The organism is Actinomadura violacea, from assembly GCF_017573465.1.
GTDB lineage: Bacteria > Actinomycetota > Actinomycetes > Streptosporangiales > Streptosporangiaceae > Spirillospora > Spirillospora violacea.
Map to the genome: position 1 here is coordinate 321994 of NZ_JAGEPF010000007.1, position 14256 is coordinate 336249.

The window sequence follows — 14256 nt, forward strand, 5'->3', positions numbered from 1 at the left end:
GTCAACGCGTCAGCGGGTCAGGAGTTCGTGGCGGAGGCGGGCCTCGGTGCGGCCGTCGATGCCGAGGCCGGCGCGCAGGTAGCGGTGGAGGCTGCCGTAGGAGCGGCGCACCTGGTCGAGCGCAGCGTCCAGGTACTCGGGGCGCACCTCCTGGATCGGGATCAGCAGGTCGGGGTTCTGCATGTACCCGGCCGCCTTCAACTGCGCCCGCGTGGCCGCGTCGGCGTCCCGCCGGTACTGGTTCGACAGCAGGTAGTCGTAGCGGGCGGTCGCGTCCGGGACGCCGAGCGCGCGCAGGAGCAGGTAGCTCATCCAGCCGGTCCGGTCCTTGCCGCTCGTGCAGTGGAACGCCAGCGGCGTCCTCGACCGGTCGGCGATGTCGCGCAGCGTGCGGCCGAACGCCGCGCGGGAGCCGGCGTCGCTGACGAAGGTCCGGTACAGCCCGCTCATGATCTGCGCGCCCCGGCCGGAGCCGAGGGCCGCGTCCTGCTTCGCCGGGTCCTTCGACCCGATCGCCGCGTTCACGGCCGCGTACATGCCGCCGTCGGAGATGGGGCGCGCCGTCACGGCCAGGCCGGGCGGGAGCCGGTCCGCGCCGTCGCCGGCGACCTCGCCGGGCGTGCGGAAGTCCACGACCTCGCGGACGCCGAGCCGGGCGAGCGCGCCGAGGTCGGCGTCCGTCGTGCGGTTCAGCGCGTCGGTCCGGAACACCAGGCCGGACCGGACGCGCGCGTGCGACACCGTGCGGTATCCGCCGAGGTCGCGGAAGTTGACGGTGCCCTGCAGCGCGTCCTGCACCGGCGCGGCGGCCGCGGGTGCGGCGCCCGGGACGGGCGCCGCCGCGACCGCGCCGGGGGAGGCGAGCAGGCCGCCGGCGGCGATGAGCGCGACGGCGCCCGCGCCACGAATCGAACGCATGGGGTTCCTCCTGCGTGAGGGGGTGAGAGGTGGCTCACACCGTAGGAACCCCCGCCGGGCGCGCCCGCACGCCTTCCCGATCAGCGGGAGACCACCGCCGGTCAGCGGACGCGGGGGTGGCGGCCCGCGGTGAACAGCGCGCGCCACACGTCGCGGGCCGTGGTCAGCAGCGGCGGGACGACGCGGCGCGCGTCCATCCGCGACGGCGGGCCGCAGACGGAGATCGCGGCGACGCCGCGCCCGGTCGCGTCGCGCAGCGGCGCGGCGACGCACGACACGCCCCGGTGCCCCTCCTCGCGGTCGAACGCGACGCCGTGGTCGCGGATGTAGGCCAGCTCGCGGCGGAGCGCGCCGGGGTCGGTGATCGTGAACGGGGTGCGGGCGGGCAGCCCGGCGGCGAGCGTCCCGGCCAGCTCGTCCTCGCCGGCGAACGCCAGCAGGGCCTTGCCGGCGCCGGTGCAGTAGGCGGGCTGCCGGCCGCCGAGCCGGGACGGCACTCGCCCCTCCGGCCCGTCGCCGATCTTCTCGAGGTAGACGATCTCGGGGCCGTCCAGCACAGCGAGGTGCACCAGCGCGCCGGTCGCCTCGTGCAGGCGGCGCAGGTGGGGCAGCGAGGTCTCGCGCAGCCGGTTCTGGTGCACGGCGAGGGCGCCGAGCTCGAGCAGGCCGAGGCCGAGCCGGTAGTGCGACCCGGTCCGTTCCAGGGCGCGCAGCTGGACGAGCTGGTCGAGGATGCGGTGCACCGAGGAGCGGGGCAGCCCGGTGCGCCGGACCACCTCGCTCATCGACAGCTCGGGGCTCGTACTGGTGAAGGAGTACAGGATGCGGGCCGCCCGGGCCAGCATCGAGGACTCCAGGGGCGGCGCGGACGCCGCGGCGGGTGCCGCCATGGGCTGGTTCCTCCCGGCTTGTCTCCCACTCAGCGGGAAGTTGGTATTTCTAATTGGAACACCATGCCTAGCGTGCACGCAACTCCCGGGTGAGCCGGATCACCCGGAACGCCACCCGGGGGACGAGTGTCCGAGCAAGGAGCGAGCATGAGCGAGCAGGTTCTGGAGGCGGTGCGCGACCTCGTGCCCGCGATCGCGGAACGGGCCGGCGAGGCCGAGGAGGCGCGCCGCGTCCCGGAGTCGACGATCAAGGAGCTGGCCGGGACGGGGTTCTTCCGGCTGCTGCAGCCGAAGGCGTTCGGCGGCCACGAGGCGCACCCGGCGGCCTTCTACACCGCGGTCCGGGAGATCGCCGCGGCGTGCGGGTCCACCGGCTGGGTCGCCTCGGTCGTCGGCGTGCACCCCTGGCAGCTCGGGCTGTTCCCCGTGCAGGCGCAGCAGGAGGTGTGGGGCGACGACCCGAACAGCCGGATCTCCTCGTCCTACGCGCCGACCGGGAAGATCACGCCGGTGGACGGCGGGTTCCGGGTGAGCGGCCGGTGGAGCTTCTCCTCCGGCTGCGACCACGCCGACTGGGTGTTCCTCGGCGGGCTCGTCCCGGGACCCGACGGCAACCCGGTCGACATGCGGACGTTCCTGCTGCCGCGCGCCGACTACCGGATCGACGACGTGTGGCACACCATCGGGCTGCGCGGCACCGGCAGCAACGACATCGTCGTCGAGGACGTGTTCGTCCCCGAGCACCGGACGCTGAGCTTCACCGACACCTCCGCGTGCGCCTGCCCCGGCCACGAGGTCAACAAGGCGCCGCTGTACCGGCTGCCGTTCGCCGCGGTGTTCTCCACGACGATCAGCATGCCGATCGCGGGCATCGCGCAGGGCGCCCTGGACGCCTACCTGAAGGCGACCCGCGAGCGCATCCGCGTCTCCTACGGCGGCCAGAAGGTGGCCGAGGACCCGCACGCGCAGGTCCGCATCGCCACCGCCGCCGGTGAGATCGACGCCGCCTGGACGCTGATGGAGCGCAACATCACCGAGCTGATGGCGGCGGCCGAGGCGGGGGAGGAGTTCTCGCTGAAGCTGCGGCTGCGCACCCGCCGCGACCAGGTCATGGCGACCGCGCGCTCGATCCGGGCCGTCGACCTGCTGTTCGAGAACGCGGGCGGCCACGCGCTCAAGGAGGGCCACCCGGTGCAGCGCGGCTGGCGCGACGCGCACGCCGGGCGCGTCCACGCCGTCAACGACCCGGAGCGGGCGCTGACCCTGTACGGGATGGGCGCGCTGGGCCTCGAGGTGACGGACACGATGATATGAGCGGCCCGGAATCCGGCGCCGGGTTCCGCGACGTGCTCGGCCGGTTCGCGTCCGGCGTCACCGTCGTCACCTCGGTGGACGGCGACGGGCGGCCGGCGGGCCTGGCCTGCCAGTCGTTCGCGTCGCTGTCGCTGGACCCGCCGCTGGTGATGTTCTGCGTGGCCCGCACCTCGACGAGCTGGCCGCGGATCGCCGCGACCGGCCGCTTCGCCGTCAACGTCCTCGCCGAGGACCAGCGCGAGGTCTGCCGCGCGTTCGCGGTGAGCGGCGCCGACAAGTTCGCGGGCGTCGGCTGGACGGTCTCGCCGCACGGCACCGCGCACCTTGACGGGGCGCTCGCCGCGATCGACTGTGCGATCGAGGACGTCCACGAGGCCGGCGACCACCTGATCGTGGTGGGCGCCGTCCGCGAGCTGCACGACCGTCGCGACCACGGCCCGCTGCTGTACTTCCGCGGCGGCTACGCCGCCGGCGCCTTCCACTAGCCGGAGAAGGAACATGGAACGAGAACACGAGTACGACGTCGTCGTGGTCGGCTCCGGCGCGGGCGGGCTCACCGCGGCGGTGACCGCCCGGGCGCACGGCCTGACCGCGCTGGTCGTGGAGAAGACCGACCGGTACGGCGGGTCGACGGCCCTGTCCGGCGGCGCGGTCTGGATCCCGAACAACCTCTACCTGGAGGAGGCCGGGCAGCGCGACACCCTGGACAACGCCCGCGCCTACATGGACGCGACGGTCGGCGACCGCGTGCCCGGCGAGCGCAAGAACGCCTACCTGACGCGCGGCCCCGAGATGCTGCGCTTCCTGCACGACCGGACCCGCTGGGTGCGGTTCGAGTACACGCCGGGCTACTCCGACTACTACCCGGAGGCGCCGGGCGGGAAGCCGGAGGGCCGGTCCGTCGAGCCGTGCATCGTCGACGGCCGCAAGCTCGGCCCCGAGTTCGCGAAGATGCGCCGCGCCGGCCTGCCCACCTACGGGCTGACGATGACCTCCGCCGACTTCGGCAAGCTCAACATGGTCACGCGGACGTGGAAGGGCAAGCGGACGGCGCTGCGCGTCGGCGTCCGCGCCGTCGGCGCCCTGCTCGCGGGGCGGAAGCTGCTGTCGCTCGGCGAGGCGCTGATCGCGCGGCTGCGGCTCTCGCTTGCCGAGGCGGGCGGCGAGCTGTGGCTGTCCAGCCCGTTCCAGGACCTGGTCGTCGAGGACGGCCGCGTCACCGGCGTCACGGTCCGCCGCGGCGGCCGCGACGTGACGGTCCGCGCCCGGCGCGGCGTCATCCTGGCCGCGGGCGGCTTCTCCCACGACCAGGGGCTGCGCGAGCAGTACCTGCCGTCCCCGACGAAGACGGAGTGGACGCACGCCGCCGAGGGCCAGACCGGCGACACGCTGCGCGCCGGGCAGCGGCTCGGCGCCGCCACCGACCTGATGGACAAGGTGTGGGGCGCGCCGTCCGTCCCGACCCCGGACGGCCGGCTGTTCTTCCTGGTCGCCGACCGCGCCATCCCGTCCATGGTGATCGTGGACGGCAACGGCGAGCGGTACGCCCGCGAGTCGCTGCCCTACCACGAGTTCGTCGACCGGATGTACGAGCACGGCGCGCCCGCGATGGACTCGTGGATGATCGTCGACGCGCGCGCGAAGGCCAAGTACGTGTTCGTCGGCCTGTTCCCCGGCCAGCCGTTCCCGAAGAAGTGGCGGGAGAGCGGCTTCCTCAAGACCGGGGACACGCACGCCGAGCTGGCCGCCGCGATCGGCGTGCCCGCGGACCGGCTCGAGGCGACGTTCAAGCGGTTCAACGAGTTCGCGCGCGCCGGCAAGGACGCCGACTTCGGCCGCGGCGACAGCGCCTACGACAACTACTACGGCGACCCGACGCTGCCGAACCCGAACCTCGCGCCGCTGGAGAAGGGCCCGTTCTACGCGGTCCCGGTCGTCCCCGGCGACATCGGCACCAAGGGCGGTCTCGTCACCGACGTCGACGGCCGCGTCCTGCGCACGGACGGCACCGCCGTCGAGGGCCTCTACGCCACCGGGAACTGCTCGTCGGCGGTGACCGGCGAGACCTACCCGGGCCCCGGCGCGACCATCGGCCCGGCCATGACCTTCGGCTACACCGCCGCCACCCACATCGCGAACCAGGCAACCGTCCAGGCCGCCGGCGACGAGCCGGCCACGCAAGGAGGTACGTCATGAACCACCGCGTCATCGAGGCCGCACCGCCCCCCGAGCGGTTCGCCCGGGGCTGGCACTGCCTCGGCCTGGCCGACGCGTTCCGCGACGGCAAGCCCCACGCCGTCGAGGCGTTCGGCACCAAGCTCGTGGTGTTCCAGGGCGAGAACGGCAAGCTGAACGTCCTCAACGGCTACTGCCCCCACATGGGCGGCGACCTCACCCAGGGCACCGTCAAGGGCGACGCCATCGCCTGCCCGTTCCACGACTGGCGCTGGGGCGGCGACGGCAAGTGCGCGGGCATCCCCTACGCCAAGCGGGCGCCGCGCGGTGCCCGCACGCGCGCGTGGCCGACGCTGGAGGAGAACAAGCAGCTCTTCGTCTGGAACGACCCGCAGGGCAACCCGCCGCCCCCGGAGGTGACGATCCCGCGGATCGAGGGCGCGTTCAGCGACGAGTGGAGCAACTGGACCTGGAACACGCTGCGCGTGGACGGCTCGCACTGCCGCGAGATCGTCGACAACGTCGTGGACATGGCGCACTTCTTCTACATCCACTACGCGCTGCCGACGTACTTCAAGAACGTCTTCGAGGGCCACGTCGCCACCCAGTTCTTCGACGGGACGTCCCGCGACGACGCCTACCTCGGGTTCGTGCCCGGCCCGCCGCAGAAGATCGACCAGAAGTCCGAGGCGGCCTACTACGGCCCCTCGTACATGATCGACTACCTGTGGAACAAGGCGGAGGACATGATGGTCGAGACCGTCCTGATCAACTGCCACTACCCGATCAGCCCGACCTCGTTCATGCTCCAGTGGGGCGTGATCGTGAAGAAGTTCGCCGGCATGTCCGCCGAGGAGGCCGACGCGACGGCCGCGCAGGTCGCCGAGGGCGTCGGCCTCGGCTTCATGCAGGACGTCGAGATCTGGAAGAACAAGACCGCGATCGACAACCCGCTGCTGTGCGACCAGGACGGCCCCGTCTACCAGCTGCGCCGCTGGTACAAGCAGTTCTACGTGGACGTCGAGGACGTCACGCCGGAGATGACCGACCGGTTCGAGTTCGAGATCGACACCTCCCGCGCCGTCGAGACCTGGCGCGAGGAGGTCGCCGAGAACGTGGCGAACGGCGTGCTGTTCTCCGCGATCCCCGAGTCGATGCGGGGCTAGCGGATGCAGCCGGTCGACTGCCGGGCGTGCGGGGCCCGCGTCCTGGTCGAGAAGAAGAGCCCGCCGCACACCAGCGTGCAGTGGACCGCCGCGGCCGGCGCCGCCTGCGGGGAGATCGCCCCGCGGGTGGCGGCCGGCGAGCCCGGCGCCCGCATCCGGCACTGCGGCGCGCTGCGCGCGTCCATCGAGTGGGCGGTCGCCGAGGGCCTGGTGCGGATCGAGAACCCGGAGTGAGGGGTGGGCATGGCAAGGCTTGACGGCAAGGTCGCGCTGATCACCGGCGGTGCGCGGGGGATCGGCGAGGCGCACGTGCGGCGGTTCGCCGCCGAGGGCGCGCGGGTCGTCTTCGGCGACCTGCTGGAGGACCGCGGCGCGGCCGTCGCGGCCGCCACCGGCGCGGTGTTCGTCCCGATGGACGTGACGAGCGAGGAAGACTGGCGGCGCGCGGTCGCCACCGCCGTCGAGCGGTTCGGGAAGCTGAACGTGCTGGTCAACAACGCGGGGATCCTGCGGCACCGGCTGCTGACCGACATGACGCGGCAGCAGTTGCAGCAGGTCCTCGACGTGAACCTGGTCGGCCCGTGGCTCGGGATGCGGGCGGTCGTCGAGCCGATGAAGGCGGCGGGCGGCGGCTCGATCGTCAACACGTCCTCGATCGAGGGCTACGCGGCGGCGGCGGGGCTGTCGGCGTACGCGGCGAGCAAGTTCGGCGTCCGCGGCATCACCAAGGCGGGGGCGCAGGAGCTCGGGAAGTACGGCATCCGGGTGAACTCCATCCATCCCGGTGGCATCGCGACGGAGCTGGCGCTCGATCCGGAGGTCGCGCAGGGCGTGGAGGTGGACGCCGACGCGTTCTTCAAGGCGCTGCCGATCCCGCGCTGGGGCGAGCCGGACGACGTGGCGGGCGCCGCGGTGTACCTCGCGTCCGACGAGTCGGCCTACTGCACCGGCACCGAGATCCTGGTGGACGGCGGTCTGCTCAGCGGCCCCGGCTACTGACCGCGCCGGCGGGCCGGGGCGGCCCTTGGCGCCCCGGCCCGCACCCCTTTCCGAGCGCCGCCCGCGGGTTTACGTTGTGGGGTATCTCACCCACGGACCGGGAGGTCAGGCGCGTGAAGACCAGGGCAGCAGTACTCGCGGGACCCGGCAAGCCGTTCGAGATCACCGAGCTCGACCTGGACGGCCCGAAGGACGGCGAGGTCCTCATCCGCTACGTCGCGGCGGGCCTGTGCCACTCCGACCTGCACCTCACCGACGGGGACCTCGGGCCGCGGTTCCCGATCGTCGGCGGGCACGAGGGCGCGGGCGTCATCGAGGAGGTCGGCACCGGCGTCACCAAGGTCGCGCCCGGCGACCACGTCGTGTGCAGCTTCATCCCGAGCTGCGGGACGTGCCGCTACTGCTCGACGGGGCGGCAGAGCATCTGCGACATGGGCGCCGGCATCCTGAACGGCACGATGCCCGACGGCACGTTCCGCTTCCACGGCGGCGGCGAGGACTTCGGCGCCATGTGCATGATCGGCACGTTCAGCCAGTACGCGACGATCTCTCAGTATTCGGTGGTGAAGGTCGACGACTGGCTGCCACTGGAGACGGCGGTGCTGGCCGGCTGCGGCGTCCCGACGGGCTGGGGGAGCGCGGTGTACGCGGGCGGCGTCCGGGCCGGCGACACCGTCGTGGTGTACGGCATCGGCGGCATCGGCATCAACGCCGTGCAGGGCGCGCGGCACGCGGGCGCGGCGAACATCGTGGCGGTGGACCCCGTCGCGTTCAAGCGGGAGAAGGCCCTCGAACTCGGCGCGACGCACGCGTTCGGCGACGCGGACGAGGCGCTCGCGAAGGTCATGGAGCTGACCTGGGGGCAGGGCGCAGACCAGGCGCTGGTGACCGTCGGCGTGGTGGACGAGACCGTGGTCGGCGCCGCGTTCAACGCGATCGGCAAGGGCGGCACGCTCGTGGTGACCGGGCTCGCGCATCCCGAGAAGCTCACGATCCACGTGTCCGGCGCGGTGCTGACGCTGTTCGAGAAGACGATCAAGGGCACGCTGTTCGGGTCGGCGAACCCGCAGTACGACATCCCGCGCCTGCTGCGCCTGTACGACCAGGGCAAGCTCGACCTGGACGCGCTCGTGACCAGGCGGTACACGCTCGACCAGGTCAACGAGGGCTACCAGGACATGCGCGACGGCAAGAACATCCGGGGCGTCATCGTGCACGAGCACTGACCGGCCCGTCCGTCCCGTCACCGCCCCGCGGCCGAGGCCGCGGGGCGGTCGCTTGTGCGCGGTGAGGGGCGGCGTCCGATGTCGGCCACGCCGGGGGACCTGGGTCGCCGCGGTCGCTTGTTGGCGATGCGCCAATAGCTATTGTCGCGCCGCCAAAGAGCGCCTAGAGTTCCGCCTACCGGTCGGTCCAGACCTCCACCCCCACAGAAGGGCCCCGGCATGACCGAGCACCACGATCCCTCACGCAGACGCTTCCTCGGCGGCGTCGCCGCCGTCGGCGCGGGCGCGGCGGCCGCCGGTCTGATCGGCGAGTCCGCGCCCGGGCTGCGCGGCGAGGCCCGCGCGCAGGCCCTGCCCGTGCGGCGGCGGGCGTCCGGCAAGAACGTGGCGATCTTCGGTGCCGGGATCGCCGGCCTCTCGGCGGCCCTCGAACTGGCCGAGCGCGGCTTCCAGGTGACGGTCTACGAGCGCCGCCAGGCCGGCGGCAAGGCCCGGGTCTTCGGCGTGCCCGGATCGGCCAAGGGCGGCCGCGACCCGCTACCCGCCGAGCACGGCTTCCGGTTCTTCCCCGGCTTCTACCACAACCTGCCCGACTCGATGCGGCGCATCCCCTTCCCCGGCAACGCCAACGGGACCTGGGACAACCTCACCCGCGCGTCCACCTACCTCGGCGCCCGCAAGGACCGCCCCGACCTGACCATCCCGTTCCCCTTCCCGTGGCCGATCCCGCCCGGCACCCCGCCCTTCCTGACGCCCGAGTCGCTGACGGCGACGATCGTGTCCGGGCTCGAGTCGCTCGGGATGATCCCGCTGCCGGAGATCCTGTACTTCGCGCGCAAGGGCGTCATGTACGTCACCAGCTGCGACGAGCGCCGCATAGGCCAGTGGGACCACGTCACCTGGGCCGACTACCTCGGCACCGCGACGCGCTCCAAGGAGTACAACACGCTGCTGGCCGACGGCCTGATCCGCAACCTGGCCGCGATGAAGTCCAGCCAGGCCAGCACGCACGCCATCGGCCTGGTCGGCGAGGCGACGCTGTGGAGCGTGCTCGGCGCGGGCAACGAGGACGGCGGCTCGGTCGACCGCGTCCTGCACGGCGCCACCAGCGAGATGCTCATCGACCCGTGGGTCGCGCACCTGAAGTCGCTCGGCGTCGCCTTCAAGATCGGCTGGTCCGCCGAGTCGTTCGCGATGGCGAACGGGACGGTCGCCTCGGCCGTCGTCAGCGACCCGCAGGGCGCCGAGCACACCGTCGCCGCCGACTGGTTCCTGTCGGCCGTGCCGCTGGAGCGCGCGGACAAGCTCGTCAACAGTGCGATGCGCGCCGCCGATCCGATGCTCGACAACATCTCCAAGCTGCGCAACGACTGGATGAACGGCCTGATGTTCTTCCTGAAGAAGCGGCTGGACATCACCCCTGGCCACGTCAACTACTGGGACTCGACCTGGGCCCTCACGTCCATCAGCGAGGCCCAGTTCTGGAAGCGCGACTTCTCCACCTACGGCGACGGGACCGTCAAGGACAACCTGTCGGCGATCATCTCCGACTGGAACTCGCCGGGCATGTTCAACAAGAAGACGGCGAAGGAGTGCACGCCCAAGGAGATCGCCGAGGAGGCGTGGGCGCAGATCAAGGCGCACCTCAACAAGCCGGGCAAGCCGCCGGTCCTCACCGACGACATGCTGCACACCTGGTACCTCGACCCCGGGATCACGAACCCCGGCACCGCGAACGTGAGCAGCGAGGACCCGCTGTTCATCCAGACCCTCGGCGCCTACGAGACCCGCCCGACCGCCAAGACGAAGATCGAGAACTTCTTCCTCGCCGGCGACTGGGTCAGGACGAACCTGTACGTCTCGACCATGGAGACCGCGAACGAGGGCGGGCGCCAGGCCGCCAACGCGCTCCTGGACGCCGCCGGCTACGCCGGCAAGAAGGCGACCCTCACCGACCTGTGGGTGCCGCCCGCCTTCGACGACGCGAAGCGAGTCGACCGCGACCGCTATGCCAAGGGCCAGAAGCACGTCCTGGACGACTAGGCCCCCGGAAGACCCCGGCGCCGGCCGCACGCGCGCCCATCGGTGCGGCCGGCGCCGGTTTCCCGTCCCCGTGCCGGGTAGGGCCCCGGCATGATCGATGCCGTGCTCTTCGACGTCGACGGGACGCTGGTCGACAGCAACTACCTGCACGCCGCGACGTGGTGGCAGGCGTTCCTGCAGTACGGCCACACGGTCCCGATGGCGGACATTCACCGGGCGATCGGGATGGGCTCGGACAAGCTGCTCGACCATCTGCTCCCCGACGACCGGGACCGCGAGGACGACGACGCGGTCCGGTCCGCGCACAGCGCCCTCTACGCGCAGTACTGGACGCGGCTCAAGCCGTTCGACGGCGCCGCCGCCTTACTGCGCGAATGCCACCGGCGCGGGAGCCGCGTCGTGCTGGCGAGCTCCGCCGCCGTCCCCGAGCTGGAGGCGCTGCGCAGGGCGCTCGACGCCGACGATGCGATCGACGAGGCCACGTCGTCCTCGGAGGTCGGGGCCAGCAAACCGTCCCCCGACCTGGTCGAACTGGCGCTGGAGCGCGCCGGCGTACCCGCCTCGCGGGCCGTGTTCGTCGGCGATACCCGCTGGGACGTGGAGGCCGCCGCGAAGGCCGGGATGCCGTGCGTGTGCGTCCTCAGCGGTGGGTGGAGCCGGGACGAGCTGAACGAGGCGGGCGCAGCGGCCGTGTACGACGGCCCCCGCGCCCTCCTCGATGATCTGGACGGGAGCCCGCTCGCCGGAGCGGGCCCCCGGGCCTGATCAGGACGTGGTCACGAGGCGCGGTCGCGCTCGGCGGCGAGCGTCAGCGCCACATCGATGATCATGTCCTCCTGGCCGCCGACGTAGCCGGCCTCGCCGACCTTCTGCAGGATCTCGTGCGCCGGCACGCCGTAGCGCTCCGCCGCACGCTCGGCGTGCAGCAGGAAGCTGGAGTACACGCCCGCGTAGCCCTGCGTGATCGCGCCCCGGTCCGCGAACGGCAGCCGGTGCAGGAACGGCTTCACCACGTCGTCGGCGGCCGCCATCGCGCCCTGCACGTCGACGCCCGTCGGCACGCCGAGCCGCTCGAACGTCGCGACCAGCACCTCGGTGGGGGAGTTGCCCGCGCCCGCGCCGAGCGCGCACAGCGCCCCGTCGATCTGCAGGGCGCCGTTCTGCTGCGCCAGCACCGAGTTCGCGACGCCGAGCGAGAGGTTCTGGTGGCCGTGGAAGCCGACCTGCGCCTCGTGCCCGATCTCCTTGACCAGCGCGCTGACCCGCTCCTGCGCGTCGCCGAGCACCAGCGCGCCCGCCGAGTCGACGACGTACACGCACTGCGCACCGCCGTCCACCATGATCCGCGCCTGCTTCGCCAGCTCCTCCGGGCCGACCCGGTGCGACAGCATCAGGAACCCGACGGTCTCCATGCCGAGCTCGCGGGCCGCCGCGAAGTGCTGCAGCGACACGTCCGCCTCGGTGCAGTGCGTCGCGACCCGCGCGACCCGCGCGCCCGCGTCGTGCGCCATCTTCAGGTCGTTCACCGTGCCGAGGCCCGGCAGCAGCAGCACCGCGATCTTCGCCTGCGCCGCCTCGTCCACCGCCGCGGCGACGAGCTTGACGTCGTCCTCCAGCGAGAAGCCGTAGTTGAACGACGAGCCGCCGAGGCCGTCGCCGTGCGTCACCTCGATGACCTCGACGCCGGCGCCGTCCAGGGCGTGCACCACGCCGCGGACCTGCTCCTCGGTGAAGCGGTGCGCCATCGCGTGGCTGCCGTCCCGCAGCGTCGAGTCGGTGATCCGGATCTTCCGTGCCGTCTGCTCAGTCATGAGGTGACCTTCCTGCGCGCGAGCTGCTCGCCCACCCGGGCGGCGGCCGCGGTCATGATGTCGAGGTTGCCGGCCCACGGCGGCAGGTAGTCGCCGTTGCCGCGGACCTCCAGGAAGACCGCGACGCGGGCCATCCCGTTCCAGATGTCGCGGGGCTCGTCGAACTGCGGCTCCGCGCGCAGCGTGTAGCCCGGCACGTACGTGGCGACCTCGCCGACCATCTTGTCGATCGACGCGGCGATCGCCTTGGTGTCGGCGTCGGACGGGATCGCGCAGAACACCGTGTCCCGCATGATCATCGGCGGCTCGACCGGGTTCAGGATGATGATCGCCTTGCCCCGGGTCGCGCCGCCGACCTGCTCGATCGCGCGCGCCGTGGTCTGGGTGAACTCGTCGATGTTCGCGCGGGTGCCGGGACCGGCCGAGCGCGAGGAGATCGACGCGACGATCTCCGCGTACGGCACCGGGACGACCGACGACACCGCGTGCACGATCGGGATCGTCGCCTGCCCGCCGCAGGTGATCATGTTGAGGTTCGGCGCGTCCGACAGCGTGTCCAGGTTCACCGGCGGGCACACCAGCGGCCCCGCGGCGGCCGGCGTCAGGTCGATCGCGGTGATCCCGGCCTCTTCGTAGCGCGGCGCGTTGGCGAGGTGCGCCTTCGCCGACGTCGCCTCGAACACCAGGTCCGGCAGCGTCGGCTGCTTCAGCAGCCAGTCCACGCCCTCCGCCGACGCCGGCACGCCCATCTTGCGGGCGCGGGCGAGGCCGTCGGAGTCCGGGACCACCCCGACCATCGAGTGGACGTCGATCAGCTCGCTGCGGGTCAGCTTGACCAGCAGGTCGGTGCCGATGTTGCCGGGCCCGACGATGGCGGCCGTCAGCTTGCTCATGCCAGCTCCTCCTTTCCGAACCGGGCGGTCACCGAGCCGATCCCGGCGAACGTTGCCGTGAGTGTCTGTCCGGGCGCGACCGGCACGGCCGCGGTGATCGAGCCGGGCAGCACCACGTGCCCGGCCTCCAGCGAGATGCCGCGCTCGCCCAGCACGTTGGCCAGCCACACCAGCGCGTTGATCGGCGAGCCCAGCACCGCGCCGCCCGCGCCGGTGTCGATCAGGTTCCCGTCGCGGTGCAGCAGGCAGCCCATGAGCGCGAGGTCGAGGTCGCCCAGCCGGACCGGCCGGGTGCCGAGCACCAGGCCGCCGCTGGAGGCGTTGTCGGCGATCGTGTCCGGAAGCGTGATCTTCCAGTCCGCGATCCGCGAGTCGATGACCTCCAGCGCGGGCAGCACGTACTCGACCGCGGCGACGGCGTCGGCGGCGGTCGCGCCCGGCCCGGACAGCGGCCGGCCGAGCACGAACGCGATCTCCGGCTCCACCCGGGGCTGCAGGAAGCGGCCCGCGTCGATCGGGGCGCTCTCCGGCAGGAACATCGAGTCCAGGAGGATGCCGAAGTCCGGCTGGTCCACGCCCATCTGGCGCTGCATCGCGGCCGACGTCAGCCCGACCTTGTGGCCCTTGATCCGGGCGCCCGCGGCGGTCCACGCGTCCGACTGGGCGCGCTGGACCGCGTACGCGTCGTCCACCGTCATGTCGGGGTGCGACGCGGTGAGGGGGGCGATCGGGACGCCGGAGGCGTACGCGTCGAGGAGGGCCCTTGCGGCCTTCTCCACTGAACCCGGGTCCATGGCCGTTCCTTTCGGTCGTCTCTGCGA

Annotated in this window: 14 protein-coding genes; 9 read left to right on the plus strand and 5 right to left on the minus strand. The window is 72.5% G+C overall.

Annotated features, from left to right (window positions below; all coding sequences use genetic code 11):
• Positions 1–9: 9 nt before the first annotated feature.
• Entirely contained in the window at positions 10–918 is a 909-nt protein-coding gene (locus J4709_RS12955; protein WP_208240548.1) for a tyrosine-protein phosphatase, read from the minus strand.
• Positions 919–1019: 101 nt separating this feature from the next.
• Positions 1020–1808, minus strand: a complete 789-nt coding sequence (locus J4709_RS12960; protein ID WP_208240550.1) for an IclR family transcriptional regulator — start codon at positions 1806–1808, stop codon at positions 1020–1022.
• 147 nt (positions 1809–1955) lie between these two features.
• Here J4709_RS12960 and hsaA point away from each other — a divergent pair, with 147 nt between their 5' ends.
• From hsaA to J4709_RS13005, 9 genes are all read left to right on the plus strand, one after another.
• Positions 1956–3122: a 3-hydroxy-9,10-secoandrosta-1,3,5(10)-triene-9,17-dione monooxygenase oxygenase subunit gene (gene hsaA / locus J4709_RS12965; protein WP_208240552.1), complete on the plus strand. Its 1167-nt coding sequence runs from the start codon at positions 1956–1958 to the stop codon at positions 3120–3122.
• Positions 3119–3607 carry a flavin reductase family protein gene (locus J4709_RS12970; RefSeq protein WP_208240554.1) on the plus strand — a complete coding sequence of 163 codons (489 nt, stop codon included), beginning with the start codon at positions 3119–3121 and terminating at the stop codon, positions 3605–3607. Before hsaA ends, J4709_RS12970 begins: the two co-directional genes overlap by 4 nt.
• A 13-nt stretch (positions 3608–3620) precedes the next feature.
• Complete coding sequence (locus J4709_RS12975) at positions 3621–5318, plus strand: FAD-binding protein (RefSeq protein ID WP_208240556.1); 1698 nt, start codon at positions 3621–3623, stop codon at positions 5316–5318.
• Complete coding sequence (locus tag J4709_RS12980; RefSeq protein WP_208240558.1) at positions 5315–6463, plus strand: 3-ketosteroid-9-alpha-monooxygenase, oxygenase component; 1149 nt, start codon at positions 5315–5317, stop codon at positions 6461–6463. The genes J4709_RS12975 and J4709_RS12980 overlap by 4 nt, the downstream gene beginning before the upstream one ends.
• A 3-nt stretch (positions 6464–6466) precedes the next feature.
• Positions 6467–6697, plus strand: a complete 231-nt coding sequence (locus J4709_RS12985) for a hypothetical protein (protein WP_151541630.1) — start codon at positions 6467–6469, stop codon at positions 6695–6697.
• Positions 6698–6706: 9 nt separating this feature from the next.
• Positions 6707–7462, plus strand: coding sequence for an SDR family NAD(P)-dependent oxidoreductase (locus J4709_RS12990; protein WP_208240560.1), 756 nt, complete (start codon positions 6707–6709; stop codon positions 7460–7462).
• Between the two features lie 113 nt (positions 7463–7575).
• On the plus strand, positions 7576–8688 hold the full coding sequence (locus tag J4709_RS12995; protein WP_208240562.1) for an NDMA-dependent alcohol dehydrogenase: 1113 nt from the start codon (positions 7576–7578) through the stop codon (positions 8686–8688).
• A 219-nt stretch (positions 8689–8907) separates the two neighbouring features.
• Positions 8908–10731: a hydroxysqualene dehydroxylase gene (locus J4709_RS13000; protein WP_208240564.1), complete on the plus strand. Its 1824-nt coding sequence runs from the start codon at positions 8908–8910 to the stop codon at positions 10729–10731.
• A gap of 90 nt (positions 10732–10821) precedes the next feature.
• Positions 10822–11496 (plus strand): HAD family hydrolase, encoded by a 675-nt coding sequence (locus J4709_RS13005; protein WP_208240566.1) that lies wholly within the window; start codon positions 10822–10824, stop codon positions 11494–11496.
• An 11-nt stretch (positions 11497–11507) separates the two neighbouring features.
• Here J4709_RS13005 and dmpG read toward each other — a convergent pair whose 3' ends face one another.
• The 3 genes from dmpG to J4709_RS13020 are packed head-to-tail and all read right to left on the minus strand — an operon-like array spanning position 11508 to position 14229.
• The gene (gene dmpG / locus J4709_RS13010) at positions 11508–12542 is read right to left on the minus strand and encodes a 4-hydroxy-2-oxovalerate aldolase (protein ID WP_208240568.1); all 1035 of its coding nucleotides are present in this window, start codon (positions 12540–12542) and stop codon (positions 11508–11510) included.
• Positions 12539–13435, minus strand: coding sequence for an acetaldehyde dehydrogenase (acetylating) (locus J4709_RS13015; protein ID WP_208240571.1), 897 nt, complete (start codon positions 13433–13435; stop codon positions 12539–12541). Before J4709_RS13015 ends, dmpG begins: the two co-directional genes overlap by 4 nt.
• Positions 13432–14229, minus strand: coding sequence for a 2-keto-4-pentenoate hydratase (locus J4709_RS13020; RefSeq protein ID WP_208240573.1), 798 nt, complete (start codon positions 14227–14229; stop codon positions 13432–13434). The genes J4709_RS13015 and J4709_RS13020 overlap by 4 nt, the downstream gene beginning before the upstream one ends.
• Positions 14230–14256 lie beyond the last annotated feature (27 nt).